The sequence below is a fragment of the Aeribacillus sp. FSL W8-0870 genome (genome assembly GCF_037963755.1).
Classification (GTDB): domain Bacteria; phylum Bacillota; class Bacilli; order Bacillales; family Aeribacillaceae; genus Aeribacillus; species Aeribacillus composti.
Genome location: NZ_CP150165.1, coordinates 2426069 through 2451548 on the forward strand (window position 1 = coordinate 2426069; position 25480 = coordinate 2451548).

Below are 25480 nucleotides of genomic sequence, written 5' to 3' on the forward strand. Positions count from 1 at the left end.
ATCTCAAATCCTCCTAAAAAATTTCATCTTTTTATAAAATAAATTGACTTAAATCTTTGTTTTGAACAATTTTATTTAATTTTTCTTCCACATAGTTCGGTGTAATCACAACCTTTTCTAAATTTATATCCGGCGCTTCAAACAACAAGTCTTCCAGCAGTTTTTCTAAAATGGTATGAAGCCTTCTTGCCCCAATATTATCTGTATCTTGGTTCACTTGGTAAGCAATTTCAGCAATTTTACGAATAGCTTCGTCAGAAAATTCTAATTTTATACCTTCCGTCTCCAATAATGCTTCATATTGTTTTAATAAAGCATTATCCGGTTCAATTAAAATTCGGACAAAATCATCTGCCGTTAGCTTTTTCAATTCCACGCGAATCGGAAAACGCCCTTGCAATTCAGGGATTAAATCCGATGGCTTCGCCATGTGAAAAGCACCAGCTGCAATAAAGAGTATATGGTCGGTTTTTACGGTGCCATATTTTGTTACAACTGCAGATCCTTCCACGATTGGAAGTATATCTCTTTGCACACCTTCGCGGGAAACATCAGCACCAGAACTGTTGTGGCCGTTTTTGGCGATTTTGTCGATTTCATCGATAAAAATGATGCCTGATTGTTCCGCGCGTTCAATGGCAAGCTGTGTCACTTCGTCCATATCAATCAGTTTTGCTGCTTCTTCATTCGTCAAAACCTTTCGGGCGTTTTTCACAGTAAGCTTTCTTTTTTTCTTCCTTTTTGGAAGAAGACTGTTCAAAGCATCCTGCATATTAAAGCCCATCTGCTCCATCCCTGTCCCTTGCAGGAGATCGAACATAGAGGGCTGCTGTTCCTCAATTTCAACCGTAACAAAATGGTCTTCCAGTTCGCCTGCTGCTAATTTGCGGGCGATTTCTCTCCGCTTCTCCTTTAGATCCTGTTCATTTTCTCCCTGCGTTTCGAACGAATTTGTTTGTTGATTTCCTCCGAAAAGCATTTCTAAAGGATTTTTGTAAGCAGCCTGTTTTTTCTTACTCGGAACGAGGAGCTCGATCAGCCTGCGATTGGCGTTTTCTTCCGCTTGTGCTCTTACTTCCTGCATTTTTTCTTCCTTCACAAGCCGGACGGAAGTTTCCACTAAATCGCGGACCATCGATTCCACATCTCGCCCGACATACCCTACTTCTGTAAATTTTGTTGCCTCAACCTTTACAAAGGGCGCGCCGACGAGCTTTGCAATTCTCCTAGCAATTTCAGTTTTTCCAACCCCAGTCGGACCAATCATTAAAATGTTTTTCGGAACCACTTCATCGCGAATTTTTTCATCCAATAAGCTTCTCCGGTATCGATTTCTTAACGCAACAGCAACCGCTTTTTTCGCTTCTTCCTGACCGACTATGTATTGGTCTAATCGTTCAACAATTTGTTTCGGAGATAATTGCATTTTTTTCATTCGCCTCCCTCCTTTCTAAAGTTCCTCAACGATAATGTTATTGTTCGTAAAAACGCAAATATTTGCTGCTATTTCTAGAGCGGATTTAGCGATTTCTTTGGCAGACATTTGTTCACCGGCATATTGTTTCAATGCACGTCCTGCAGCAAGGGCATAATTTCCCCCTGAGCCGATAGCTAAAATGCCATCATCCGGTTCGATTACTTCACCCGTCCCAGAAAGGAGCAGAAGCTTTTGGGCATCCATCACAATTAACATTGCTTCTAATTGTCTTAATACTTTGTCGCTTCGCCACTCTTTTGCCATTTCCACAGCCGCTCTTGCCAAATTGCCGTTATACTCTTCCAGGCTGCCTTCAAACTTTTCAAACAGCGTAAACGCATCAGCAACAGATCCCGCAAATCCAGCAAGCACTTTTCCATTATAAATTTTTCGGACCTTTCGTGCTGTATGCTTCATCACAACTTGATTGCCAAGTGTTACTTGTCCATCACCTGCCATCGCGCATTGTCCTTTATGGCGAATGGCAAAAATCGTTGTCGCATGAAATGTTGACAATTGCAAGCCTCCCTTTAAGAATCTTTTGCCCGTGGATGGTAGGCCATATAAACATTTTTCAAATGGTCTTTTGACACATGGGTATAAATTTGCGTTGATGATAAATGAACATGGCCCAAAAGTTCTTGAACACTTCTTAAGTCAGCTCCAGCATTTAAGAGGTGAGTCGCAAAAGTATGCCTAAACATATGCGGATGAAGATGCAGATTTTTTGCTGAAGCATCTATCAGCTGTTTTAATATATACCGAACTCCCCTTGCTGTTAAAGGCTTTCCCCGATGGTTTACAAACAAAAAGCGATGATCCTGTCCGGACTGATTTTTCATCAGCTTGCTTCTGCCATCATGGATATATCGTTCCGCTGCCTGACGTGCATAGCTTCCGAAAGGCACATAGCGCTGTTTGTTTCCTTTTCCATTTACTAAAATGGTCTCAATGGAAAAATCCAGGTCTTCAAGGCGAATTTGGCATAATTCGCTTACACGGATTCCTGTTCCATATAAAAATTCCAAAATCAATTGATTCCGCTGCCCGAGCGGATCATTCAGGTCGGAAATGGAAAACAGCATTTCCAGCTCCTCATCAAATAAAAATCTAGGGATCGCTTTTTTTTGCTTCGGAAGTGACACTAAAGAAAAAGGATTGTCCGTTACATATTTTTCCCGCAAAAGAAAATGATAAAAAGTTCTAATGCTTGAAATTTTACGGGAAATGGATGTTTTGGAATACTTTTTGCTTAAATCCGTCAAAAAAATACGTATATCTGAATATTGAACGTCATCCAACCTTTCTAACCCTTCTTTTTCCATAAAAGAAAAAAAATCATTCAAGTCATGCAGATAATTCACAATTGTATATTGTGAATAATTTTTTTCAATTTGTAAATATTCAATGAATAAATTTAAATAATTCTTAACATTTTCCACTCTTAGCACCTCACAAAGGGCTACTAAATCGTATCACATTTGCAGTAGCCCTTTCAATCCATTTTATAATTTTTTCGAAATTTTTTGAATAGTTTGAAGTGCTCTTTTTGCCAATTGTTCATTTCTTTCTTTTTTCACTTTAATGTGGGTGTCAAGCGGTTTAAAAAGACCAAAATTCGCATTCATCGGCTGAAAATTATTCGGATCTGCCGTTGTAATATACTTTGCCATGCTTCCCATTGCTGTTTCATCAGGAAATTCAATCAATTCCTTTCCCAAAACGAGGCATGCCGCATTAATGCCTGCTATTAATCCGGAAGCAGCTGACTCAACATAGCCTTCTACGCCAGTCATTTGTCCGGCGAAAAACAAATCCTCGCGCCCTTTATATTGATAAGTTGGTCTAAGCAGTTTCGGGGAATTGATAAACGTATTTCGATGCATCACTCCATATCTGACAATTTCCGCCTTTTCAAGCCCCGGAATCATCTGAATGATTTCCTTTTGCGGACCCCATTTTAGATGAGTTTGGAAGCCGACGATATTATACAAAGTCCCTGCCGCATTATCCTGCCGCAGCTGGACGACGGCAAAAGGACGCTTTCCTGTTTCGGGATGCTCCAAGCCGACAGGCTTCATCGGTCCGAAAAGAAGCGTTTTCTTTCCTCTCTTTGCCATGACTTCAATCGGCATGCATCCTTCAAAAAAGATTTCTTTCTCAAATTCTTTTAGAGGAACAGTTTCCGCGCTGATTAATGCCTCATAAAAGCGCTCGAACTCTTCCTCTGTCATCGGACAGTTTAAATATGCAGCCTCCCCTTTGTCGTATCTTGATTTCAAATATACTTTTTCCATATCAATGCTGTCTTTTTCAATTATCGGTGCGGCTGCGTCGTAAAAATATAAATATTCCTCGCCAGTAAGCTTTTTTAATGCTTCCGATAATGCTTCTGAAGTTAAAGGTCCTGTCGCTATTACCGTCGGCCCTTCTGGAATGTCCGTCACTTCTTCGTGAAAGACGGTAATATTGGGATGTTCTTTCACCCGTTTAGTGACGATATCCGCAAATTCGTGGCGATCAACGGCAAGTGCACCCCCAGCCGGAACGGAACATTGATCAGCAGCCGAAATAATTACGGAGTCACACATTCTCATTTCTTCTTTCAATACTCCGACTGCATTTGTCAAAGAATTGGCTCTCAACGAATTAGAGCAGACCAGTTCAGCAAATTTATCCGTATGATGGGCTGGAGTTTGCTTTTTTGGACGCATTTCGTACAAGCGAACTTGAATTCCTCTTTTGGCAATTTGCCATGCCGCTTCGCTTCCAGCTAGCCCAGCACCGATAACGTTGACAACTTGATTGTTCATTTTAGCACTCCTCCGTCTTTATAAAAGCTCTCTTCTTGTTGTGTTTTCGTGAAAAAGCTGCCGAAATATCTCCATGAAGAAGGTGAGCTTTACATTGCTCACCAAAGAGAAGATATTTGTTAACGCTGCGGTTCTTCTTTATAGTCGCAAGAAGAACATTGCACTTGAACACCTTTTTTCAAACGTTTTTCTACCAAAATTTCTCCACATTTCGGACATTTTCTTTCAACCGGCTTTTCCCAAGAAATAAAATCGCACTCTGGGTAACGGTCACATCCATAAAATACGCGGCGTCTCTTCGACTTTCTCTCCACAATATTTCCCTCATGGCATTTCGGACATTTCAAACCGATTTCTTTTAAAATCGGTTTTGTATTGCGGCAGTCTGGAAAATTGGAGCAAGCCAAAAATTTTCCGTACCTTCCCATTTTGTAAACCATTTCGCTTCCGCATTTTTCACACTTTACACCGGCATATTCATCTTTTATTTCTACCTTTTCCATTTCATTTTCGGCTTTTTTAACATTCTTTGAAAAATCATGATAAAATTCATCAATAATTTTTACCCAATTTACTTTTCCTTCTTCAATATCATCTAAATCATGCTCCATTTTCGCAGTAAATTCCACATCCAAAATTTCAGGGAAAAATTCCATCATCAGCTCGTGGACAATTTGGCCAAGTTCTGTTGGGACAAATCGTTTGTTTTCAAGCGCAACATACCCTCTTCTTTGAATGGTATCGAGCGTCGGTGCATATGTAGAAGGACGTCCTATGCCTAATTCCTCCAGCGTTTTGACAAGCCTCGCTTCCGTATACCTTGGAGGCGGCTGTGTAAAGTGCTGCTCCGGTTTTAAATCTTTTGAAAAGATTTTATCCCCTTCCTGAAGATCAGGCAAAAGACGATTGCTTTTATCTTCTTCTTGATCGTCCGTCCCTTCTACATATACTTTCATAAAACCATGGAATTTGATTTTTGAACCGTTTGCACGGAACATAACACCATTGTTCTCCAAATCAACGCTCATCGTATCCATGACAGCCGGCGACATTTGGCTCGCGATAAATCGTTCCCAAATCAGTTTGTATAATTTATATTGGTCTTTTGTTAAAAAGTCTTTTATTCCATCCGGATTTCGAAAAGCGCTGGTCGGCCGTATCGCTTCGTGAGCATCCTGAACATTGCCTGATTTCTGACTTCCTCTCGTTTTGGCTTGCGCATATTCACTGCCAAACATCTTTTCAATATAACTGATTGCCTCCGATTTCGCTGTGTCTGAAATTCGCGTGGAATCGGTACGCATATAAGTAATCAATCCGACAGTGCCTTCCTTGCCGAGGTCTATTCCTTCATACAGCTGTTGTGCTACCATCATCGTTTTCTTCGCACGGAAATTGAGTTTCCTTGCAGCTTCCTGCTGTAAAGAGGAAGTAGTAAATGGAGGTGCAGGATTTCTTCTCCGTTCTTTTTTTGTTACTTTCGTTACAGTAAACTCATTTCCAATAACTTTTTGGAGCACCTGTTTTACATCTTCTTCTGTTTTCAAATCCTTTTTTTTGCCTTCAACACCCCAAAAAGCAGCTTCAAACGACTCCGTTCCTTTAAGAAAGTCTCCGTTAATCGTCCAATATTCCTCAGGCTTGAAATGTTTAATTTCATTTTCACGATCGATAATTAGACGGACTGCAACAGATTGAACTCTCCCGGCACTTAAACCCTTCTTTACCTTTTTCCAAAGGATCGGGCTGATATTGTAGCCGACCAGCCTGTCTAATACCCTTCTTGCCTGCTGGGCATCAACTAAATCCATGTTAATAGCTCTTGGCGATTTAAAAGAATCTTTGATCGCATCTTTTGTAATTTCATTGAACACAACGCGGCAATCGGATTGGATATCAATATCTAAGCTTTGCGCTAAATGCCACGCAATCGCCTCTCCCTCTCTGTCCGGGTCGGCTGCAAGAAAAACTTTTTTCGCCTTTTTAGCAGCGTTCTTGAGCTCTTTCAGAACCGGCCCTTTCCCTCTTATCGTGATGTATTTTGGTTGAAAATTGTGCTCTATGTCAACTCCCATTTGACTTTTAGGCAAGTCCCGAACATGGCCCATTGAAGCCTTCACGGTATATTTTTTTCCTAAATACTTTTCAATTGTTTTCGCCTTTGCTGGCGACTCCACAATGACTAAGTAGTCCGACATTCATTTTTCCTCCTTAAGAGGTTTTCTCTCTTTTTATGCATCAGTTTATGAAAATGATTGTTGATCATTCAACTGTTAAAATAATCTTCACTATTATTAAATATTCCAATGCATTTTGTCAAACAGTATTCATCAGCTTCCGCCTTTAGACGCAAAAAAATTATTTTTCTTCATACATCGGCTTTAATTCTTCTATAATCTCATCAGGTGACAGGGCAAGCGCTGCCCCTTCCTTTAACAATTGTATATTCCCTTGAAATAATGGATCAAATAATGGCACCGGGGGTGAAAAAACGATTCTCCCTTGTTCCAAAGCATGCTGGGCAGTGATAAGAGAACCGCTTCGTTTGGAAGCTTGAGCAACAAAGGTTCCTAAGCTTAATCCGCTAATAATTCTATTTCGCATTGGAAACATCCATTTTTCCGGTCTTTTATATGGAGGATGCTCAGAGAGGAGAAGATGCTCCTTTTGGATGATTTTAGCCAGCTCCATGTTTTCCTTCGGATAAATATGATCAAATCCACCAGCGATTACGGCAATTGTTTTCGAATTCTCCTCAATGGCCGTCCAATGGGCTTTCGCATCAATACCGAGGGCAAGCCCGCTGATTATCGTAAATTTTTGCTTCGCCAAATGCGTAACAAAATATTGAACAAGGTCGCAGCCATATTTCGTTGCATGACGGGTTCCGACAACGCTTAAATTTCGGATATTTTTTAATAGACTAATATCCCCTTGGCAAAATAAAACGGGAGGCGGATCAAAAATATGCTTTAAATACGTTGGATAATGGGAATCAATGATTGTAATCAGGTGGATATTCCTGTTTTTATAATAGTTTAGCAGGCTCTCCGTTGAAATGGATTGGTAATCTTCTATAAACGTTGAATAGTTTTTAGGAGGAATAAACAGACGGGTGGCTAATGTTTGAGGCGTTAGATGCAGAGCTTCTTCATACATGCCTTCCTGTTCAAAAAGCTGAACGATTCTTCTCTTTGCCGCACCTTTGCAATGAGCGAGTTTTATTAATAAATTTCTAGGATTAATAGCCCTCACCTCAATTCTATAAAGAAGGAATAGCCTTGAGGCTACTCCTTTTGTTTTAATGAGTTTTACATTTTTCATATAAACCTTTTTCTTTTAAAACTGAGATTAACGTCTCACCAATGACGGAAGGAGTATCTGCGACTTTAATACCACATTCATTCATTTTCTTAATTTTTTCCGCTGCTGTTCCTTTACCTCCGGAAATAATTGCGCCCGCATGTCCCATGCGTTTTCCTGGAGGTGCTGTTTGTCCGCCGATAAATCCTACGACTGGTTTTGTCATGTTTGCTTTAATCCATTCAGCTGCTTCTTCTTCCGCTGTACCCCCTATTTCACCAATCATAATGACGGCATATGTTTCCGGATCTTCGTTAAATGCTTTTAGCACATCAATGAAGTTTGTGCCGTTTACAGGGTCCCCGCCAATTCCAACAGCCGTTGACTGACCAATGCCTGCTTGCGAAAGCTGATGAACCGCTTCATATGTCAAAGTACCTGAACGGGAAACGACTCCGACATGTCCCTTAGTGTGGATATATCCTGGCATAATGCCGATTTTACATTCGCCAGGTGTGATGACTCCCGGGCAGTTCGGTCCGATTAATCGAGTTTTCTTTCCTTCCATGTATCTTTTTACTTTGACCATGTCTAAAACCGGGATATGTTCTGTAATACAGATGACTAGGTCAAGCTCCGCATCAACCGCTTCCATAATGGCATCCGCTGCAAAAGGAGCTGGGACATAAATAACGGAAGCATTGGCACCGGTTTGTTTCACCGCTTCTTCAACCGTGTTGAAAACCGGAACTCCTTCGACTTCCTGACCGCCTTTGCCTGGGGATGTCCCGCCGACAATCTTCGTTCCGTATTCAAGCATTTGTTTCGTATGGAATAATGCAGTAGATCCAGTAATCCCCTGAACGATTACTTTTGTATCTTTATTAATAAATACGCTCATTCTTCTCCCTCGCTTTCCTATTTCACTAATGAAACGATTTTTTGCGCCCCGTCTGCCATAGACTCTGCAGATGTAATATTTAGGCCTGACTCTTCTAGTATTTTTTTACCAAGCTCAACATTCGTTCCCTCAAGACGAACGACTAGCGGGATCGTCAAGCCAACTTGTTTTGTCGCCTCAACGACACCTTGTGCGATGACATCGCATTTCATAATGCCTCCAAAGATATTGACGAAAATCCCTTTTACGTTTTCATCCGACAAAATAATTTTAAACGCTTCCGTAACCTTTTCTGCCGTTGCGCCGCCGCCGACATCTAGGAAGTTTGCTGGTTCACCGCCGTAATATTTAATAATATCCATCGTTGCCATGGCAAGACCTGCTCCGTTTACCATGCACCCGATATTGCCATCAAGAGCTATGTAGCTTAAATCATATTTTGAAGCTTCAATTTCTTTCGGATTTTCCTCATCTAAATCACGATATTCCAACACATCTTTTTGACGGTATAATGCATTGGAGTCAAAGTTTAGTTTGGCATCCAAAGCCATAACCTTTCCGTCGCCTGTAACGACAAGCGGGTTAATTTCCGCAATGGAGCAATCCTTTTCGACAAATACTTGATAAAGTCCCAACATAAATTTAACAGCTTGTCCGACTAATTCTTTCGGAATGTTAATGTTAAATGCGATTCGGCGAGCTTGGAAAGGTTGAAGTCCTACTGCCGGATCAATATATTCTTTGAAGATTTTTTCCGGTGTTTTCGCTGCCACTTCTTCAATTTCGGTGCCGCCTTCTTCAGACGCCATCAAAACAACGCGGGAGGTTGCGCGATCAACAACAAAACCAACATAATATTCTTTTTTAATGTCACAGCCTTCTTCAATTAAAAGACGTTTGACTTCTTTTCCTTCTGGTCCTGTTTGATGTGTAACGAGCGTTTTTCCTAACAATTCACTAGCATACTCGCGAACCTCTTCTAAACTTTTCGCTACTTTTACTCCGCCAGCTTTCCCGCGGCCGCCAGCATGAATTTGCGCTTTGACTACCACTACGTCAGTACCCAGCTCTTTTGCCGCTTCAACCGCTTCCTCAACGGAAAACGCAACTTTGCCGTTCGGTACCGTGACGCCGTATTTTCTGAGGATTTCTTTCCCCTGGTACTCATGGATATTCATATCCCATCCTCCTAACTTATGTATCTTAGCCTTTTCGAGGCAATTTTAGACTGCGCTTTCATTGTATAAAAATGTTTCATCATTGTCTACCATTCTTTATAAAAAGACGTCGTTTATTTCATCTTTGCTGGTCTAAGCGGTATATAAAGCTTAAAAGCTCAGCTACCACTTCATAAAGCTCCTCGGGAATTTGCTCATTTATTTCCACTTCTGACAAAAGTTCAATAAGCGAGGGATCTTCTTGAATCGGAACATTGTTTTCTCTAGCTTTTTCAATGATTTTTTCAGCGACATACCCTTTACCTTTTGCCGATACTTTTGGCGCGGCGTCCTTTTCATCGTTATAGCTGAGGGCAACAGCTTTTAAATCTTTTGTTTCTTTTTTCATATTTTGATGTCCACCTTCTGGTAAGGTTGTCCGGAAATGACCTTTTGAGTTTGTTCATCCGTTTTTCCCTTTTGGATAGAAACTCCTGTTAAAACATAATTGATTTGTTTTAAATTTTCCTGAAGGCTTCCCAAATGCTGAACAATATCGCTTTCTTCAAGAATGTCGTTGTAAATCGTAACTTTTACAGCGCGATTTTGAATGAATACGTCCACTACTGTTTCTTTTATTTCTTTTAAATACAATGAAAAAACGATTCGGCAAAAATTAGGATTTATTTTTTCTGTTTCGTCTTTTTTTCCGTTGATTTGGATTGTAATATCCGTCCATTGCTCTCCTAACTGAATGGGGACATGAATAAAAAATTGTTCAACAGGTCCTTTTTGTTCCCGCATAAAATGCTGTCCGTTTATGTAATCTAAAGCGCGCTCCATCGCCCCTCTTAAACTTGAATGTTCCATATTTTGCAAATATTTTATAAGCAGCGTCTTTAATGGCCATTCACTCTGACCGCTACTGCTTTCAGCATGTTCAAATAAGCCGATTTTGGCTATCGCTGTTTTTAACAATTGTTTCACTTCTTGAGCGGAAACGTTGTGGATGCTTTGCTGAAACATTGCTTTCAGCGTATTTTTTTCTTCCGCGTTCAGCATTTGTCCAATTCTACTTCCGTCCGCCTTGTCTTTTGTGAATGGTTGAAGCGATGCTTGCTCACTGTTTTCATTCAGTATAAGCTGCTTAATGGCTAGCGGATTTTCTTTCATCCAAAATTCAAGCTTATTCAACAATTGCTTGGAAAAGGTGTCATTTCTTTCTCGCAATATTTGGTTCACTTCTTCGGCTTTATATAGAAAACGAAGGTTTGTAAGCTGAAACAGGTTTCGGTTTAGATCTTTCATGTCCTCGGCTCTTCCGCTATTGTTTAACATTTCGTCTAATTGAAAAAGGAGCTGAGACAGCTTCTTCTCATCTTGAACAGCCAGCAAAGGACGGATGACATGCTCCGCAATTGGCAGTTTTTTTTCAAAAGCGATGAGAAGCGCCTGAAATAAACTTTCACGAGGAGCTTTTCCCTTAAAGGACTGCAAAATGTTGATGGCAAGAGCCAAGTCTTTTTTGGAAAAAGGAATTTCATTTTCCAGCAGCAAATCAATAAGCTGCGAGGCCATATTGTCAGCAGGCAGGCGGAAATGTTCAAGAATAGCTCGGCCTGTATGACCTTCATCTTTTTCCGGAAACAAAAGCTTCAGTCTGATTCCGCTTTCCGTTACTTCAGTCTGAAACCAATAAGTTTTCATTGCTTGAATATCCGCCTCAACAGCAGCGGTTAATTTCATTTTTCCAATTGCAAGCAATGCATGAGAATTAGGATAAATTTTCAACACTTTTCCTTTCACAATCTCTTGATCTTGAAATGTTTTGGCCGCGGGATCAAAAAGAGATTGAAGACTTATCTTCCTAAGAAGAGCAGATATTTCATTCATTCTTATCACCCGTTAAAAAAGTTTAACGCATCTTGTACCGGAGCAAAGCTTTTCCGATGATGCTCCGTCACACCGTGCTTCTCGATCGCTTCCAAATGCTGCTTTGTACCGTAGCCCACATGACGTTCAAAGCCGTATTCCGGAAATTGCTTTCCCAGCTCTTCCATGTACCTGTCTCTCACAACTTTTGCGACGCAGGAGCTTGCTGCAATCGTAATGCTTTTTTCATCACCCTTAATGATGGAAAGCTGCGGAATATTAATTGGTAATTCAAGAGCATCAATCAATAAATGATCCGGCTTTCCCTGCTTTAATTGATCAATGGCTAAAAGCATTGCTTTTTTTGTCGCATTGTAAATGTTTAGTTCATCAATTTCTTTTGCCGACACAAACCCAATCCCGACATCTACTGCCAGATCCATTATGTATTGAAAAAACTCTTCCCGTTTTTGCTTCGAAATTTTTTTCGAGTCCGTCAGCCCCGGCAAATAAAATTCATCAGGCAAAATCACGCAAGCAGCAACGACCGGACCTGCAAGACACCCTCTTCCCACTTCATCAATGCCTGCCAGCATTCGAAATCCCTTTTCTTTCAATTCTCTTTCGTATTTGCACATGTTTTGAAACTGCTGTCTCAATTGCTGCTCTTTTTCATATTGCTTCAGCCATTTTTTTACTAATTTTTGGACGGTTTTCCGCTCATCTTTTTGGCAGGCAAGAAAAAAAGGGTCGTTTATATCATGGATGGCACTGAGCTTTTCTTCAATTTCCTTCGCCGTTAAATTCAACTTTCTTCAACCTCTCCCTTAATATTTGCATTTGTAAATTTCGTTCGAATAGTTTGTACATGAACGGCTTCCTCGGCTGCAATTTGATTAAGCGTCTATTTTTCACATGCTCAAATGACTTTCAAGACTTTTTTACTATTTCTCGAAAGCTTCTTTGGAAGCTCTTTACCCGTCAAGAAAGGAAAACCGATTAACCGGTTAAGCGCCGATTGCACCGCTTCTCTCAAGTGAACGAGTTTTGTTAAAAATAAAATATAGACACGCGGAATGCGTGCCTTTATTCATTTGGCCGGTCAAAACTTATTTTCCCCAGCTTCAATGTCCGAACATCCCTTATGAACACTTCCGCCGTCTTGTCATAGTCTATCAGGCCGCCAGCTGATAAACAGCCTCTTTTTTTTCCAATATGATCAAATAAGTCGACGATTTCATTTTCATTTGATAGATTGTCGATTTGATAGCGATCCATTAAACGATCTGGATAATGCTTGATCAAGTATCGCATCGCATAAGCTGCTACATCCTGCAAATTTAAAATCTCATCCTTAATGGCGCCTGTCGCAGCCAGCTTCAGCCCGACTTCTTCATCTTCAAATTTCGGCCAAAGAATGCCTGGGGTATCGAGCAGCTCCAATTCTTTTCCTGTCTTGATCCAGCTTTGCTGTTTCGTTATGCCTGGACGATCGCCGGTTTTGGCAATGTTTCTTCCTGCAAGGCGATTGATCAGCGTTGATTTGCCGACATTCGGAATTCCAACAATTAATGCGCGGATCGCCCTTGGTTTTACCCCTTTTGCTTTCATTTTTTCACGTTCTTTTTCGAGCAGTTCTTTTGAAAGCTGCACGATTTGTTTTAGTCCTGATCCTGTTTGCGAGTCGATGGCTATTGATGCAATGCCCTGTTCTTTGTAGTACTGAATCCATTCTTTCGTAATGCTTTCGTCTGCCATATCCTTTTTATTTAAAATTAAAATTCTTTTTTTATTGGCAATAATGTCATCAATCATCGGATTTCTCGATGACTGAGGGATTCGGGCATCGACAAGCTCATAGACAATATCTATCAGTTTCAATTTTTCAACAACTTGCCGTCTCGCTTTTGCCATATGCCCTGGAAACCATTGAATCGTCATCTACTTCACCTACTTTACAACTCCAAATTCAGAAAGCGGCCAATAAACAAAATTAGTTTTCCCCATAACTGATTCAATCGGAATGGTCCCTATATGCCGCGAGTCTTTGCTGTATCTTCTATTATCACCCATAACAAACAATTCGCCTTCAGGCACAGTTGATCTTCCAATAATGTCTTCAAGTTTAAATGGTTCTGTTAAAGGGCCATCCACGCCGTTTTGTTTATATTTTTCCAAGTATGGCTCTTCATACTTCTTGCCGTTAATGTAGAGGGTGTCATCTTTATATTCTATATGATCGCCAGGCAAACCGATGACACGCTTAATGTAGTCTTTCTCTTCCGTTGCATGAAAGACGACAATGTCAAAGCGTTTTATTTCACCAAGCTTCGTTCCGATTTTATTCACGATCATTCGGTCCTGGTCTTGTAATGTCGGCCTCATGGAAACTCCATCAACGACAATCGGAGCAAAGAAAAACGTCCGAATGACGACCGCCAACAAGACGGCGACACCTAGAGCTTTCATCCACTCAAAAAATTCATTTTTTTTACGTGACATTTCTTTCACACCTTTATGTTTTTAAAATGGTTTTTTATTTATTTTAATACAATTATTGGCTTAACAAAAGAACATGTCCACCTATTTTTAAACAGATTATGCTTTCGCTAAATAATTTTTTCCAAAAATATTAAATGAATTCATAAGTGAATGACTGCTCACATGACAAAAGGGCCTGTATTGAATACAAGCCCTTTTTATGTTCGAATGTTTATCTTTCTTTAATGCGAGCTGCTTTACCATGTAGATTGCGCAAATAGTAAAGTTTTGCACGACGCACTTTGCCTCGGCGAACAACTTCGATTTTCGCAATTCTTGGAGTGTGCAGCGGGAATGTACGTTCAACACCTACGCCGTAAGAAACTTTACGAACAGTAAATGTTTCGCTAATACCGCCGCCGCGGCGTTTAATTACAACTCCTTCAAAAACCTGAATCCGTTCACGGGAGCCTTCAACAACCTTCACGTGAACACGGACGGTATCCCCAGGTCTAAATTCAGGCAAATCTGTGCGAAGTTGTTCTTTCGTAATTTCTTCAATTAATTTTTGCATCGCAATCATCTCCTTCCAACAGATGCTCATACAAGATGCTTGCAGCGGAACATCGTTTTAAAAAGACAAGACCGGCTGTCTATGTCACAAAACGTATCTTATCATAGGAAACAAACCATTTGCAAGCATTCATTTCGCCTTTTTTATTTCTTCCAGCCATTTTTTTTGCTTTTCCGTTAAAGAATAGCCGTCCAATAAGTCAGGTCTGCGCTCCCACGTTCTTCGGAGCGATTCTTTTTCCCGCCATTCGGCTATTTTTTCGTGATGGCCTGACAATAACACATCAGGCACCTTCATCCCCCTGAATTCAGCAGGGCGGGTGTAATGCGGATGTTCAAGCAGTCCCGTTGAAAAAGAATCATTTTGGTGCGATTCTTCATTTCCGAGAACACCTGGTAGAAGACGCACAACACAGTCAATGATGACCATCGCGGCAAGCTCGCCGCCTGTCAGGACAAAGTCTCCAATTGAAATTTCGTCTGTCACAAGAAAACGGATTCTTTCGTCGTAGCCTTCATAATGGCCGCAAATAAATATTAGATGATCTGCTTGAGCCAGCTGCTCTGCTTTTTTTTGGGTAAAGCGTTCTCCTTGCGGACAAACAAGTATGACTTTCGAATGCTGTGCGTTTCTCTTTTCTTTTACAGCCTCAACAGAATGAAAGATCGGCTCCGGCTTTAATACCATGCCGGCACCGCCACCGTACGGATAATCATCGACCGACTGATGCTTGTCTGTTGAATAGTCTCGAAAATTAATAACGTTAATCGAAACAGCATCCTTCTCCTGAGCTTTTTTTAAAATCGATTGGTTAAAAACTCCAGCGAACATATCAGGAAATAAAGTCAGTACATCGATAATCATTTGTCCAATAACCCTTCCATAGGAAAAATGATGACTCGCTTCTCTTTCACATCAATATGTTTCACAACATCCTCGATATATGGAATCAACAAATCTTTTTTGCCTTTTCGTTTGACAACCCACACATCGTTGGCACCGGGCGTTAAAATTTCATTTATGATCCCCAGTTCATCGCCGTCTTCGGTATACACGGAGCATCCGATGATTTCATGAAAATAATATTCTCCTTCATCCAGGCTGCCAAGCTGGCTTTCTGGAACCTTTATGTCTGAGCCTTTAAACGGCTCAACCTCATTGATCGAATCATACCCTTCAAAAGACAATAAATCAAAATTCTTATGAATTCGATGAGATTTGACAATAACTTCAACAGGCTCTTTGTCTTTTTGAAAAATGTATAAACGGTTTCCGCGTTTATATCGCTCATCAGGAAAATCAGTTACGGAAACGACGCGCACTTCGCCGCGAATTCCGTGCGTATTGACAATTTTTCCGACTTGAAACCATTTTTCGGCCATATGATCACCTCTAGCGAATCTCTTTTACTACTCCATCTTCGATCACAATCGTTTTTTCATTCAGCAATTGATCCCAGTTGTCGCCTTCTTTTACTTCGATTACTGCGTTCACTTCCCGTTCTTTTAATTCGCTGCCTAGAGGGAGCATATCGATTTGCTGAAGCTTAAATTCCATCAACTTCATTTTTTCCTTTCTTTTGTTGATTTCCTGATGGTACTGGGAAATGATGGACTGGTTTTTTGTTGTTTTTTCAGCTTTTTTCAGCTGAAAATATAATTGATCGCATTCCCGTTTCATTTCTTCTTTTTTTGCCTGCCATTTATGAATCAGTTTTTCCTTGCTGTTTTCCGTCAATATTTGCTTTACTGTGATCGGATAAATGATTTTCATTCCTCTCTCCTCCAGTCATAAAATTGCTCCGAGGAGTATATTCATGGAAGATCCCTCCCGGCTTTTCCCTTCTGGCCAGAAGAGGGAGGTCTGGAATCGTCGCAATTTCAAATGTGATTTTTTGATCCTGCGAAATCAGCTTTTCTTCTTTTGTAAAAAAGGCGAGGAGCAATCCCCTCACCTTTTAATCATTAATTTTAAGCGTTACTCTCATTGATTTGCCGCTAGCCGCTGCATAAACGACCGTCCTGATCGCTTTTGCAATACGGCCTTGTTTTCCAATCACTTTGCCAATATCGTCTTGGTGAACAGAAAGAGTATATACAATTTCACCTTTTTTCTCCTCTCTGTTCACCTTGACTTCATCCGGATGATCAACAATAGCTTTGGCAATTGTTGTTATTAACTGTTCCATAATAATCACACATTATTTACTATATTTCGCATTGTGGAATTTTTCCATAATCCCTTGTTTCGAAAACAGGTTACGAACAGTGTCAGACGGTTTTGCACCGTTTTGAAGCCACTTAAGAGCCAATTCTTCGTCAATTTTCACTTCAGCAGGATCCTTTACTGGATTGTACGTACCGATCGTTTCAATGAAACGTCCATCTCTAGGAGAACGGGAATCAGCTACAACAATGCGATAAAATGGAGATTTTTTTGCACCCATGCGTTTTAAACGAATTTTAACTGCCATATTTTTTTACACCTCCGAAATATTTTCAACAAAATAGAATATTATCAATGATCAAAAAGTTTGTAAAGTGTTTTTTCTTAACAGAATAAATTTTTATTACATAAAAGGAAATTTAAATCCTTTTCGCTTGCCTTTTGTCATTGAAGTCATTTGCTTCATCATTTTTTTCATTTCTTCAAACTGCTTTAAAAGCCTGTTTACTTCCTGGACAGAAGTACCGCTCCCTTTAGCAATCCGTTTTCTTCTGCTTGCATTAATAATTTCCGGCTTCTCTTTTTCTTCTTTTGTCATGGAGCGGATGATCGCTTCAACGTGGCTTAGCTGCTTTTCATCAACTTGAATGTTTTTCAAGCCTTTCATTTTCCCTGCACCAGGCAGCATGGAAATCAACTCATCAAGAGGACCCATGTTTCTTACTTGTTCAAGCTGCTCTAAAAAATCATCGAAAGTAAAAGACATCGTCCTCATTTTTTCTTCCAGCTGCTTCGCTTTCTCCTGATCGACGTTCTCTTGAGCCTTTTCGATCAGGGTCAAGACATCTCCCATTCCTAATATACGCGATGCCATTCGTTCGGGATGAAACGGTTCGAGCGCATCCAGCTTTTCGCCCATCCCGGCAAATTTAATCGGAGCACCTGTTGCCGCACGAATGGAAAGCGCAGCACCGCCACGTGTATCCCCATCAAGCTTTGTCAAAATAACACCGGTAATGCCAAGCTCATCATGAAAGCTTTTTGCCACATTGACGGCATCTTGTCCAGTCATGGCATCGACAACGAGAAAAATCTCATCAGGATTTGCAGCTTCCTTCACCTGCTTTAATTCATCCATCAGATTTTCATCGATATGCAAGCGTCCGGCTGTATCAATGAGAACATAATCATGATGCTCATTTTTGGCATATTCCAGCGCCTGTTTGGCTATTTCAACAGGGCTTACCTTGTCGCCGAGTGAAAATACAGGCATGCCAAGCTGCTTTCCTAATGTTTCTAATTGTTTAATGGCTGCAGGACGATAAATATCAGCTGCAACAAGAAGCGGGTTTCGGTTATGTTTTTTTCGCAAGTAGTTGGCAAGCTTTCCAGTCGTAGTCGTTTTCCCTGCACCTTGAAGGCCCGCCATCAAAATCACCGTCGGCGGCCGTTTGCTTACGGCAATTTTGCTCTGCTCGCCGCCCATCAGCTCGGTCAGCTCTTCTTTCACTACTTTGATAACTTGCTGGCCTGGTGTCAAGCTTTTCATGACTTCCTGGCCAACAGCCCTTTCGCTGACTTTCTTAATAAAGTCTTTGACGACTTTATAGTTGACGTCCGCTTCCAAAAGAGCAAGACGAACTTCCCTCATCATTTCTTTGACATCCGCTTCAGAAACCTTTCCTTTGCCGCGGATTTTAGCCATCGTGTTTTGCAGTCGGTTGGCTAATCCCTCAAAAGCCATGGCGGCTCCTCCTAATCCAGTTTTTCCAAAAGATGAAGTAGTCGGTCAAATTCTTCCTTCATTTCCGATTGGAAAGGCAGACCTTTCAGCTTTTCAATTATTTTTTTACGCTCTTGAAATTTCTTGAACAGCTGAAGCTTCTGCTCGTATTCCTCCAGCATCATTTCCGTCCGTTTTATGTTGTCGTACACTGCCTGGCGGCTGACGTTGTATTCTTCAGCAATTTCACCTAGGGAGTAATCATCCAAGTAGTACAGAGACATGTAGCTTTTTTGCTTTGGCGTCAACAACGACTGATAAAAATCAAATAAATAATTCATCCTCGTTGTTTTTTCAAGCAACATCAACACCCCCTGTTGTTAAGTGAATTGCCTTTACATGTTTTTAGTGTATCGATTCTAACTGTAGATGTCAAGTTTTTTTCTTAACACAATTACGTTACGCTTCATCTACTAAATCGGCAAACAGCCCATAAACATATTTCTCTGCATCAAATTTCTCAAGATCGTCCATTTTTTCGCCAAGCCCCACCAGTTTTACAGGAATGTTCAGCTCATTTCGAATGGCTAGAACAATTCCTCCCTTCGCAGTGCCATCCAATTTTGTCAAGGCAATTCCAGTGACATTTGTCGCCTCCGAAAACTGTCTTGCCTGGCTCATTGCATTTTGTCCGGTTGTCGCATCAAGGACAAGCAGCACTTCATGCGGAGCACCTGGAATTTCCCGTTCGATAACCCGCTTTACTTTCTCAAGCTCTTTCATTAAATTCATCTTATTTTGAAGCCGTCCAGCAGTATCACATAATAAGACGTCTACTTTTCGAGAGCGAGCGGCCTGAATGGCGTCATACACGACGGCAGCAGGATCAGAGCCTGCCGATTGTTTAATCACATCTACGCCAACCCGATCCCCCCAAACTTCCAGCTGTTCGATGGCGCCTGCTCGGAACGTGTCGCCGGCAGCAAGAAGGACAGATTTTCCTTCTTCTTTTAATCGATGTGCAAGCTTTCCGATCGTCGTCGTTTTTCCAACACCATTGACGCCAACAAACAATACGATGTTTAACCGGCCGTCTTCAATGTTTAAATCGGTAGGAGCGCCGTCTTCTCCTTGGTAAAATTCAACAAGCTTTTCGGAAATGGCAGCGCGCACTTCCTTCGGTTCTTGAATGTTTCGCCTTTTCACTTCCATTTTCAATTCATCGATCAAGTCCATGACCGTTTGAACGCCGACATCGGCAGTAATCAAAATTTCCTCTAATTCCTCGAAAAATTCTTCATCAACCTTTCGATAGCGCGAAACAAGTTCATTTAAGCTTTCTGTAAAAGAGCTTCTCGTTTTTTCAAGCCCTTCTTTAAATTTTGCCGTTACTGAATCCTTCTGCTTTGAAATTTTTTCTTTTAATTTCTTAAAAAAACTCATTTATTTTTCTTCCTTTCACGACGATTTCACATATCTAACTGTATCTTCCAAGCGGACGGATACAACTTTTGACACTCCCGATTCTTGCATTGTCACACCATATAAAGCATCCGCTTCTTCCATCGTCCCTTTCCGGTGGGTGATGACAATAAATTGAGTATTCTCACTGAAACGCTTCAAAAATTTAGAAAATCTTTGAACGTTTGCTTCATCCAATGCCGCCTCTACTTCATCGAGAACACAAAACGGAACAGGACGTACCTTTAATATGGAAAATAGAAGGGCAATTGCAGTCAAAGCGCGTTCGCCTCCGGACAGCAGGCTTAAATATTGCAGTTTTTTCCCTGGAGGCTGAGCAATAATGTCCACTCCGGTGTTTAACAGATCGTCGGGATTTGTCAAAATTAAATCCGCTTTTCCGCCTCCGAACAGTTCTTTAAAAACGATATCGAATTGAGAACGTATTTTGGCAAACATTTGGGAAAACTGCTTTTTCATTTCTTCATCCATTTCGGCGATGACTTTAAAAAGAGTTTCTTTTGCATTCAATAAATCGTCCCTCTGTTCTGTTAAAAACTCATGCCGTTCACGCACCCGCTCGTACTCATCAATTGCCCCTAAGTTTACGGTTCCAAGCTCTTCTAATGCCAGTTTAATCAGCTTTACTTTTTTCTTCGCCTCTTCTTTCTCCATCTGTAAAGGAAAGCGGGCCTTTGCTGCTTCAAAAGTTAGCTTATACTCATTTTGCAAATAATTCAAGAGCTGATCAAGCTCCACATCCAGCCTGTTTAATTTCACTTCTTCATCTTTTAGAACGTCCGTCAGTTGTTTATGAGCGCGCTTCAGCTCTTTCCATTCTTTTTCTTCTCGTTCCAGCTCTTCTTGCATGCTCATTCGCTGGCGTCTGCGGGATGCGATCAATTCAATTGTTTTATTTTTGTCCTCAAGCTTCTCCTTTTTTATTTCTTCCAATTGGATTTCACCGGAGTGATCGCGGTCGATTTCATCCAATAATAGTTGTAAATCTTTTTCCGCCTCTTTCTTTTTTTGAATCGCCAGATGATATTCTTTTTCAAGGCGTGCTAATTGTTCCTTACTATTTTTAAAGGATTCCTCTTTTCCTGCAAGAATAATTTTGAGCTCTGTTATTTCCTGCATCCATTCTTCCTTTGATTTTTGCTGTTTCTCCTTCTTCTCGGCCAGCTGACGAATCTCTGAATCTAGCTGTTGTATTTGTCCTTCCATTTGTTCGATGGAGGACAGCAATTTTGTTTTTCTTTCATCTAACTTCTCCTGTTCTTCTACATAGGCGATTTTTTCAGCATCGTAAAGCTTCAAATGATCATTAATATTTCGCTCTTTTAATTCAATTTCCCTCAAGCTGCCCTTCAAAGCTTGCTCTTCCATTCGCAAAGAAGATCCTTCTTCCCGCAGATCATCAAGCTCTTTCTCTTTTTTGGCAATCGATTGCTTCAGATTTTTTACTTCTTTTTCGAGCGAAGCTGTCTTTTCTTCCATTTCCGCAATTTTGTCGCGAATCGACTCAAGCTCTCGGTTTTTGGTAAGGAAAGAAGGTGATTTCTGCTTCACCGCTCCTCCTGTCATCGATCCGCCTGGATTGACTACATCGCCTTCAAGCGTAACAATTCGGTGCGAGTACTGAATTTGTTTGGCAATCGCATTTGCCCCTTCCAACGTTTTTGCAATAATAACGTTTCCTAACAGATTTTCTATGATCGGCTTATATGCTGATTCATATTCCACGAGTTGAGACGCTATCCCGATAAAATCAGGATGGCTTTCTGCAATCGAAAGCTGATATTTCGGGATTGAGCGGCCTTTGATGACAGATAAAGGAAGGAACGTCGCTCTGCCGAATGCATTTTTCTTCAAAAACGCAATCGCCTGTCTTGCCGATTCTTCATCGTCAACGACTATATGCTGGCTTGCCGCGCCAAGAGCAATTTCAATGGCTGTTTCATATTCATGTTTCGTTGTCAACAGCTCGATAGCAGCACCATGTATGCCTTTTAGCTTGTTTTTTGCTTTTAAAACTTCGCGGACACCCTGGAAGAAACCGGTATAATCCTCCTGCATCGCCTCTAGCATTTCTTTTTTTGATTTTGCTTTTTGTAAATATTGATATGCTTGATAAAGCAGCGATTCCTTCTTTTCATATTGTTGTTTTAGGCTTTCCAACGTTTTTAAGCCTGTATGATAAGAGGAAAGCTGATTTTGCAATGTTTTTCCGATTTTAGAAAGCTGTGCTTCTATTTTCCCTTTCTCTTTTTTCAGCTCTTTTCTTTCGGAAATATATTTTTCGTTTGCCTCGTCTAAGCGGTCTGCTTTGACTTTTCGCAAGCTTAGCTGCTCCTCAATATAATTGATTTCATTTCGAGCGCTTGCCAGTTCATTTAATTTTTCAAAATAGTCACTTTTTAGCTGCTCAAGCTTTTCCTCGATGTTTCCATCCAGGCTTAGCAGCTCGTTTTCTTTTTTTTGCAGGAAGGATTTTAGTTCTTTTACTTCTTTTTCGCATGTTTCATAGACGCTTTTTTGCTCTTCTTTTTCTTTTAATAATTGATTTATTTGTTCAGTCAGCTCAGCGATTTGCTCTTTCAACTGCTGTTCGTTTTGCGCCGCATGTTTTTTTCTTTCTTTTAAAACTTCTTTTTTCCCTTCAAGCTTCTCCAGTTCTTCGCTTGCCAAAAGAAGAACTTGCTGCAAATCATTGATTGATTCATCTAATGCACTGATTTGATCCCGCATTTCTTCCAGATTCGCTTCTTTTTTTTGTATTTGCGATGTCAGCTCTAGTTCGCGATCGCGATTTTCTTCGACCGAACGTTTCAATGCTTCCCATCTATCATGAAGCTCTTCGATTTCATGCGCGAGAAGAGCGACCTCATGCTGCTTCAGTTCTTCCTTTTTATCCAAATAATCCTTTGCAATTGATGCCTGCATTTTAAGGGGCTCAATTTGCGCATTCAGTTCATATAAAATGTCTTGAACTCTATTTAAATTTTCTTCAGTTTCAGCAAGTTTTATTTCAGCTTTCTTTTTTCGGGTTTTATATTTTAGCACACCAGCCGCTTCTTCAAAAATTGTCCGCCGATCTTCCGGTTTCGCGCTTAAAATTTCTTCAACCTTTCCTTGGCTGATAATTGAAAACGCTTCTTTTCCGAGCCCGGAATCCATGAATAGGTCGATAATATCTTTCAAGCGGCAAGATTGCTTGTTTATAAAAAATTCACTTTCTCCAGAGCGGTAAACTCTTCTTGTCACACTTACCTCATGATAATCGATCGGCAAAAACTGATCGCCGTTATCAAGAGTTAAAGTGACTTCCGCCATATTTAAACGTTTGCGAGTATCGCTTCCAGCAAAAATAATATCCTCCATTTTGGATCCTCTTAATGATTTTGCTGATTGCTCCCCAAGAACCCATCGAATAGCTTCTGTTATATTCGATTTTCCGCTCCCATTTGGGCCGACAACAGCGGTAACACCGCCAGCAAAATCAACGCTGATCCGATCTGCAAAAGATTTAAATCCTACGATATCTAAACGTTTGAGGAACATGGTGATCCCCTTTCATTCCAAATAAGTCTTTCCTATTTTACCATAACAAAAAATGATCGGAGCAATATCAATAAAAAATCCCCCGTTTATTTTTGGGGGAATTCGCCTAATTTTTGCAATCCTTGTTCAGCTGCATGCTGTTCTGCTTCTTTTTTGGAACGGCCCACTCCTGAACCGATCACCTCTCCGTTTAAAGATACGGTTGCAACAAATTCTTTATTATGAGCGGGGCCTTTTTCTTCCAAAATTTTATAATCCAAAACACCTTTTCCGTCACGTTGAATAAGCTCTTGCAATCTGCTTTTAAAATCCATCACATGAGAAAAAGCACCTTCGTCGATTTTCGGGAAAACGACCTTATTTAAAAAAGAAGTGACTGACTCAAGACCTTGATCCAAATACAAAGCGCCGATAAATGCCTCAAAGACATCAGCTAAAAGAGCTGGACGACCGCGCCCCCCAGTCATTTCCTCTCCTTTTCCGAGCAAAACGAGTTCGCCAAAAGAAAGCTCGTTGGCAAAAGTAACAAGCGATGGCTCGCAAACAATGGCAGCTCTCAGCTTTGTTAAATTGCCTTCAGACATTGTCGGATATTTTTTATACAAGTACTCCGAAACCGTCAGCTCCAATACTGCATCACCTAAATATTCCAGCCGTTCATTGTCTTCATACGGTTTTTTGCGATGCTCATTCACATAGGATGAATGTGTAAAAGCCTGAAATAAGAGCTTTTCATTCGTGAACGTAATGCCGATTTTTGCTTGGAAATCACGAAACTTTTCTATTTTTTTAAAAAAATTTTTTTTTAAATTTGTTTTGTTAGGCATACGTTACCTCCATTTTCTAAACAAATGAAACAACCTCTACTTTATGTTAACAAAAAAAGGGATGAAAAGGGAGAAAGCCCCGCAAAGATACGGGACTTTTTAAAAACATGCAATTATAGTTTGCTCTGTATGTAATTAACTGCATCCCCTACAGTCACAATTTGTTCCGCTTCTTCGTCGGAAATTTCCATGCCGAACTCATCTTCTAATTCCATAACAAGTTCAACAACGTCTAGGGAATCAGCGCCGAGATCGTCTTTAAAAGAGGATTCAAGCTTTACTTCAGATTCATCAACTCCGAGACGGTCGACGATGATCTTCGTAACACGCTCCAATACATCTGCCATACTTTCACCTCCCTCCAGTATTATAGAAGATTTGTCTTCATATTACTACAACGAATTCAAAATTAATACATGACCATTCCGCCGTCGAGACAAAGTGTTTGCCCTGTCATATAGGAGCTTTTATCAGAAGCAATGAATGTTACCATATTGGCAATATCATTCGGCTCGCCGAAACGTCCGAGCGGAATTTGTTTGAGCATTTCATTTCTTATTTGTTCAGGGAGCTGATCCGTCATATCGGTTGAAATAAAACCTGGCGCTACAGCATTTACTGTAATATTTCGGCCCGCCAGCTCCTTCGCAGTCGTCTTCGTCAGTCCGATAATCCCGGCTTTAGCCGCTACATAGTTTGCCTGGCCAGCATTACCAGCTATACCGACGATCGATGCGATGTTGATGATCCTGCCGGAACGCTGCTTCATCATTTGTCTTGTGACCGCTTTTGTACAATTGAAAACGCCTTTTAAATTTATGTTGATCACGTCGTCCCATTCTGATTCTTTCATTCGCATAAGCAAATTATCTTTCGTGATTCCGGCATTATTTACAAGAATGTCGAGACGGCCGAATCGTTCGATTACTTCATTGACCATGCTGTTTACTTCATCAGCATTTGCAACATTAGCGCGAATGGCAAAAGCTTTCCGTCCTAAGGATTCAATTTCTTTAACCACTTCATTGGCTTTTTCCTCATTACCAGAATAATTTACAGCAACATCCGCGCCATTTTTGGCAAGATCAATAGCAATCGCTCGGCCGATTCCGCGGCTTCCTCCCGTTACAAGAGCCGTTTTCCCTGAAAGCATAATCATAC

At 40.7% G+C, this 25480-nt stretch carries 26 protein-coding genes; all 26 read right to left on the reverse strand.

All coding sequences use genetic code 11. From position 1 onward, the window contains the following. Positions 1 to 31: 31 nt before the first annotated feature. The gene (gene hslU, locus NSU02_RS11720; RefSeq protein WP_063388413.1) at positions 32 to 1435 is read right to left on the reverse strand and encodes an HslU--HslV peptidase ATPase subunit; all 1404 of its coding nucleotides are present in this window, start codon (positions 1433 to 1435) and stop codon (positions 32 to 34) included. Between the two features lie 15 nt (positions 1436 to 1450). After that, positions 1451 to 1993 carry an ATP-dependent protease subunit HslV gene (gene hslV, locus NSU02_RS11725; protein WP_082829323.1) on the reverse strand — a complete coding sequence of 181 codons (543 nt, stop codon included), beginning with the start codon at positions 1991 to 1993 and terminating at the stop codon, positions 1451 to 1453. Between the two features lie 14 nt (positions 1994 to 2007). Further along, positions 2008 to 2919, reverse strand: a complete 912-nt coding sequence (gene xerC / locus NSU02_RS11730; protein WP_063388414.1) for a tyrosine recombinase XerC — start codon at positions 2917 to 2919, stop codon at positions 2008 to 2010. A 63-nt stretch (positions 2920 to 2982) separates the two neighbouring features. After that, positions 2983 to 4290, reverse strand: a complete 1308-nt coding sequence (trmFO, locus tag NSU02_RS11735) for an FADH(2)-oxidizing methylenetetrahydrofolate--tRNA-(uracil(54)-C(5))-methyltransferase TrmFO (RefSeq protein ID WP_063388415.1) — start codon at positions 4288 to 4290, stop codon at positions 2983 to 2985. A 119-nt stretch (positions 4291 to 4409) separates the two neighbouring features. Continuing rightward, positions 4410 to 6488, reverse strand: coding sequence for a type I DNA topoisomerase (gene topA / locus NSU02_RS11740; RefSeq protein WP_063388416.1), 2079 nt, complete (start codon positions 6486 to 6488; stop codon positions 4410 to 4412). A 160-nt stretch (positions 6489 to 6648) separates the two neighbouring features. Continuing rightward, complete coding sequence (gene dprA, locus NSU02_RS11745) at positions 6649 to 7614, reverse strand: DNA-processing protein DprA (RefSeq protein ID WP_339192942.1); 966 nt, start codon at positions 7612 to 7614, stop codon at positions 6649 to 6651. Then, positions 7592 to 8494 (reverse strand): succinate--CoA ligase subunit alpha, encoded by a 903-nt coding sequence (gene sucD, locus NSU02_RS11750; RefSeq protein WP_066246522.1) that lies wholly within the window; start codon positions 8492 to 8494, stop codon positions 7592 to 7594. The genes dprA and sucD overlap by 23 nt, the downstream gene beginning before the upstream one ends. Before the next feature lie 17 nt (positions 8495 to 8511). After that, complete coding sequence (sucC, locus tag NSU02_RS11755; protein ID WP_063388418.1) at positions 8512 to 9672, reverse strand: ADP-forming succinate--CoA ligase subunit beta; 1161 nt, start codon at positions 9670 to 9672, stop codon at positions 8512 to 8514. A 118-nt stretch (positions 9673 to 9790) separates the two neighbouring features. After that, positions 9791 to 10060 (reverse strand): EscU/YscU/HrcU family type III secretion system export apparatus switch protein, encoded by a 270-nt coding sequence (locus tag NSU02_RS11760; protein ID WP_063388419.1) that lies wholly within the window; start codon positions 10058 to 10060, stop codon positions 9791 to 9793. Continuing rightward, the gene (locus tag NSU02_RS11765) at positions 10057 to 11544 is read right to left on the reverse strand and encodes a hypothetical protein (protein WP_339192943.1); all 1488 of its coding nucleotides are present in this window, start codon (positions 11542 to 11544) and stop codon (positions 10057 to 10059) included. The genes NSU02_RS11760 and NSU02_RS11765 overlap by 4 nt, the downstream gene beginning before the upstream one ends. Positions 11545 to 11549: 5 nt before the next feature. Next, entirely contained in the window at positions 11550 to 12311 is a 762-nt protein-coding gene (locus tag NSU02_RS11770) for a ribonuclease HII (protein WP_232515767.1), read from the reverse strand. A gap of 298 nt (positions 12312 to 12609) precedes the next feature. After that, on the reverse strand, positions 12610 to 13464 hold the full coding sequence (gene ylqF, locus NSU02_RS11775; RefSeq protein ID WP_063388422.1) for a ribosome biogenesis GTPase YlqF: 855 nt from the start codon (positions 13462 to 13464) through the stop codon (positions 12610 to 12612). A 9-nt stretch (positions 13465 to 13473) separates the two neighbouring features. Further along, positions 13474 to 14025: a signal peptidase I gene (lepB, locus tag NSU02_RS11780; protein ID WP_339192944.1), complete on the reverse strand. Its 552-nt coding sequence runs from the start codon at positions 14023 to 14025 to the stop codon at positions 13474 to 13476. Positions 14026 to 14236: 211 nt separating this feature from the next. Continuing rightward, a complete protein-coding gene (gene rplS, locus NSU02_RS11785; RefSeq protein ID WP_063388424.1) occupies positions 14237 to 14578 on the reverse strand; it encodes a 50S ribosomal protein L19 in 342 nt (113 codons plus the stop codon). Positions 14579 to 14707: 129 nt separating this feature from the next. Continuing rightward, positions 14708 to 15442 carry a tRNA (guanosine(37)-N1)-methyltransferase TrmD gene (gene trmD / locus NSU02_RS11790; protein WP_339192945.1) on the reverse strand — a complete coding sequence of 245 codons (735 nt, stop codon included), beginning with the start codon at positions 15440 to 15442 and terminating at the stop codon, positions 14708 to 14710. Then, positions 15439 to 15960 (reverse strand): ribosome maturation factor RimM, encoded by a 522-nt coding sequence (gene rimM, locus NSU02_RS11795; protein ID WP_066246531.1) that lies wholly within the window; start codon positions 15958 to 15960, stop codon positions 15439 to 15441. The genes trmD and rimM overlap by 4 nt, the downstream gene beginning before the upstream one ends. Before the next feature lie 10 nt (positions 15961 to 15970). Continuing rightward, positions 15971 to 16351 carry a YlqD family protein gene (locus tag NSU02_RS11800; RefSeq protein WP_063388427.1) on the reverse strand — a complete coding sequence of 127 codons (381 nt, stop codon included), beginning with the start codon at positions 16349 to 16351 and terminating at the stop codon, positions 15971 to 15973. A gap of 184 nt (positions 16352 to 16535) precedes the next feature. After that, positions 16536 to 16766: a KH domain-containing protein gene (locus NSU02_RS11805; protein WP_063388429.1), complete on the reverse strand. Its 231-nt coding sequence runs from the start codon at positions 16764 to 16766 to the stop codon at positions 16536 to 16538. Between the two features lie 12 nt (positions 16767 to 16778). Continuing rightward, the gene (gene rpsP / locus NSU02_RS11810) at positions 16779 to 17051 is read right to left on the reverse strand and encodes a 30S ribosomal protein S16 (RefSeq protein WP_063388430.1); all 273 of its coding nucleotides are present in this window, start codon (positions 17049 to 17051) and stop codon (positions 16779 to 16781) included. Positions 17052 to 17147: 96 nt separating this feature from the next. After that, positions 17148 to 18488, reverse strand: a complete 1341-nt coding sequence (ffh, locus tag NSU02_RS11815) for a signal recognition particle protein (RefSeq protein ID WP_066246533.1) — start codon at positions 18486 to 18488, stop codon at positions 17148 to 17150. An 11-nt stretch (positions 18489 to 18499) separates the two neighbouring features. Next, positions 18500 to 18832: a putative DNA-binding protein gene (locus NSU02_RS11820; protein ID WP_063388432.1), complete on the reverse strand. Its 333-nt coding sequence runs from the start codon at positions 18830 to 18832 to the stop codon at positions 18500 to 18502. Between the two features lie 94 nt (positions 18833 to 18926). Continuing rightward, positions 18927 to 19910 (reverse strand): signal recognition particle-docking protein FtsY, encoded by a 984-nt coding sequence (ftsY, locus tag NSU02_RS11825; protein ID WP_339192946.1) that lies wholly within the window; start codon positions 19908 to 19910, stop codon positions 18927 to 18929. 15 nt (positions 19911 to 19925) lie between these two features. Then, complete coding sequence (smc, locus tag NSU02_RS11830) at positions 19926 to 23492, reverse strand: chromosome segregation protein SMC (RefSeq protein ID WP_327847728.1); 3567 nt, start codon at positions 23490 to 23492, stop codon at positions 19926 to 19928. An 86-nt stretch (positions 23493 to 23578) separates the two neighbouring features. Further along, on the reverse strand, positions 23579 to 24319 hold the full coding sequence (rnc, locus tag NSU02_RS11835; RefSeq protein WP_063388435.1) for a ribonuclease III: 741 nt from the start codon (positions 24317 to 24319) through the stop codon (positions 23579 to 23581). Between the two features lie 113 nt (positions 24320 to 24432). Next, the gene (locus NSU02_RS11840; RefSeq protein ID WP_063388436.1) at positions 24433 to 24666 is read right to left on the reverse strand and encodes an acyl carrier protein; all 234 of its coding nucleotides are present in this window, start codon (positions 24664 to 24666) and stop codon (positions 24433 to 24435) included. 62 nt (positions 24667 to 24728) lie between these two features. Beyond that, positions 24729 to 25472 (reverse strand): 3-oxoacyl-[acyl-carrier-protein] reductase, encoded by a 744-nt coding sequence (gene fabG / locus NSU02_RS11845; RefSeq protein ID WP_063388437.1) that lies wholly within the window; start codon positions 25470 to 25472, stop codon positions 24729 to 24731. Positions 25473 to 25480 lie beyond the last annotated feature (8 nt).

Coding starts and splice junctions, on each gene's coding strand:
- ffh (WP_066246533.1), bottom strand. CDS start 18,488: ATGGCTTTTGAGGGATTAGCCAACCGACTGCAAAACACGATGGCTAAA.
- NSU02_RS11805 (WP_063388429.1), bottom strand. CDS start 16,766: ATGGAACAGTTAATAACAACAATTGCCAAAGCTATTGTTGATCATCCG.
- rimM (WP_066246531.1), bottom strand. CDS start 15,960: ATGGCCGAAAAATGGTTTCAAGTCGGAAAAATTGTCAATACGCACGGA.
- NSU02_RS11840 (WP_063388436.1), bottom strand. CDS start 24,666: ATGGCAGATGTATTGGAGCGTGTTACGAAGATCATCGTCGACCGTCTC.
- NSU02_RS11760 (WP_063388419.1), bottom strand. CDS start 10,060: ATGAAAAAAGAAACAAAAGATTTAAAAGCTGTTGCCCTCAGCTATAAC.
- trmFO (WP_063388415.1), bottom strand. CDS start 4,290: ATGAACAATCAAGTTGTCAACGTTATCGGTGCTGGGCTAGCTGGAAGC.
- trmD (WP_339192945.1), bottom strand. CDS start 15,442: ATGATTATCGATGTACTGACTTTATTTCCTGATATGTTCGCTGGAGTT.
- rnc (WP_063388435.1), bottom strand. CDS start 24,319: ATGCCTAACAAAACAAATTTAAAAAAAAATTTTTTTAAAAAAATAGAA.
- fabG (WP_063388437.1), bottom strand. CDS start 25,472: ATGCTTTCAGGGAAAACGGCTCTTGTAACGGGAGGAAGCCGCGGAATC.
- smc (WP_327847728.1), bottom strand. CDS start 23,492: ATGTTCCTCAAACGTTTAGATATCGTAGGATTTAAATCTTTTGCAGAT.
- rpsP (WP_063388430.1), bottom strand. CDS start 17,051: ATGGCAGTTAAAATTCGTTTAAAACGCATGGGTGCAAAAAAATCTCCA.
- sucD (WP_066246522.1), bottom strand. CDS start 8,494: ATGAGCGTATTTATTAATAAAGATACAAAAGTAATCGTTCAGGGGATT.
- NSU02_RS11800 (WP_063388427.1), bottom strand. CDS start 16,351: ATGAAAATCATTTATCCGATCACAGTAAAGCAAATATTGACGGAAAAC.
- rplS (WP_063388424.1), bottom strand. CDS start 14,578: ATGCAAAAATTAATTGAAGAAATTACGAAAGAACAACTTCGCACAGAT.
- topA (WP_063388416.1), bottom strand. CDS start 6,488: ATGTCGGACTACTTAGTCATTGTGGAGTCGCCAGCAAAGGCGAAAACA.
- dprA (WP_339192942.1), bottom strand. CDS start 7,614: ATGAAAAATGTAAAACTCATTAAAACAAAAGGAGTAGCCTCAAGGCTA.
- ftsY (WP_339192946.1), bottom strand. CDS start 19,910: ATGAGTTTTTTTAAGAAATTAAAAGAAAAAATTTCAAAGCAGAAGGAT.
- NSU02_RS11765 (WP_339192943.1), bottom strand. CDS start 11,544: ATGAATGAAATATCTGCTCTTCTTAGGAAGATAAGTCTTCAATCTCTT.
- lepB (WP_339192944.1), bottom strand. CDS start 14,025: ATGTCACGTAAAAAAAATGAATTTTTTGAGTGGATGAAAGCTCTAGGT.
- sucC (WP_063388418.1), bottom strand. CDS start 9,672: ATGAATATCCATGAGTACCAGGGGAAAGAAATCCTCAGAAAATACGGC.
- NSU02_RS11820 (WP_063388432.1), bottom strand. CDS start 18,832: ATGTTGCTTGAAAAAACAACGAGGATGAATTATTTATTTGATTTTTAT.
- ylqF (WP_063388422.1), bottom strand. CDS start 13,464: ATGACGATTCAATGGTTTCCAGGGCATATGGCAAAAGCGAGACGGCAA.
- hslU (WP_063388413.1), bottom strand. CDS start 1,435: ATGAAAAAAATGCAATTATCTCCGAAACAAATTGTTGAACGATTAGAC.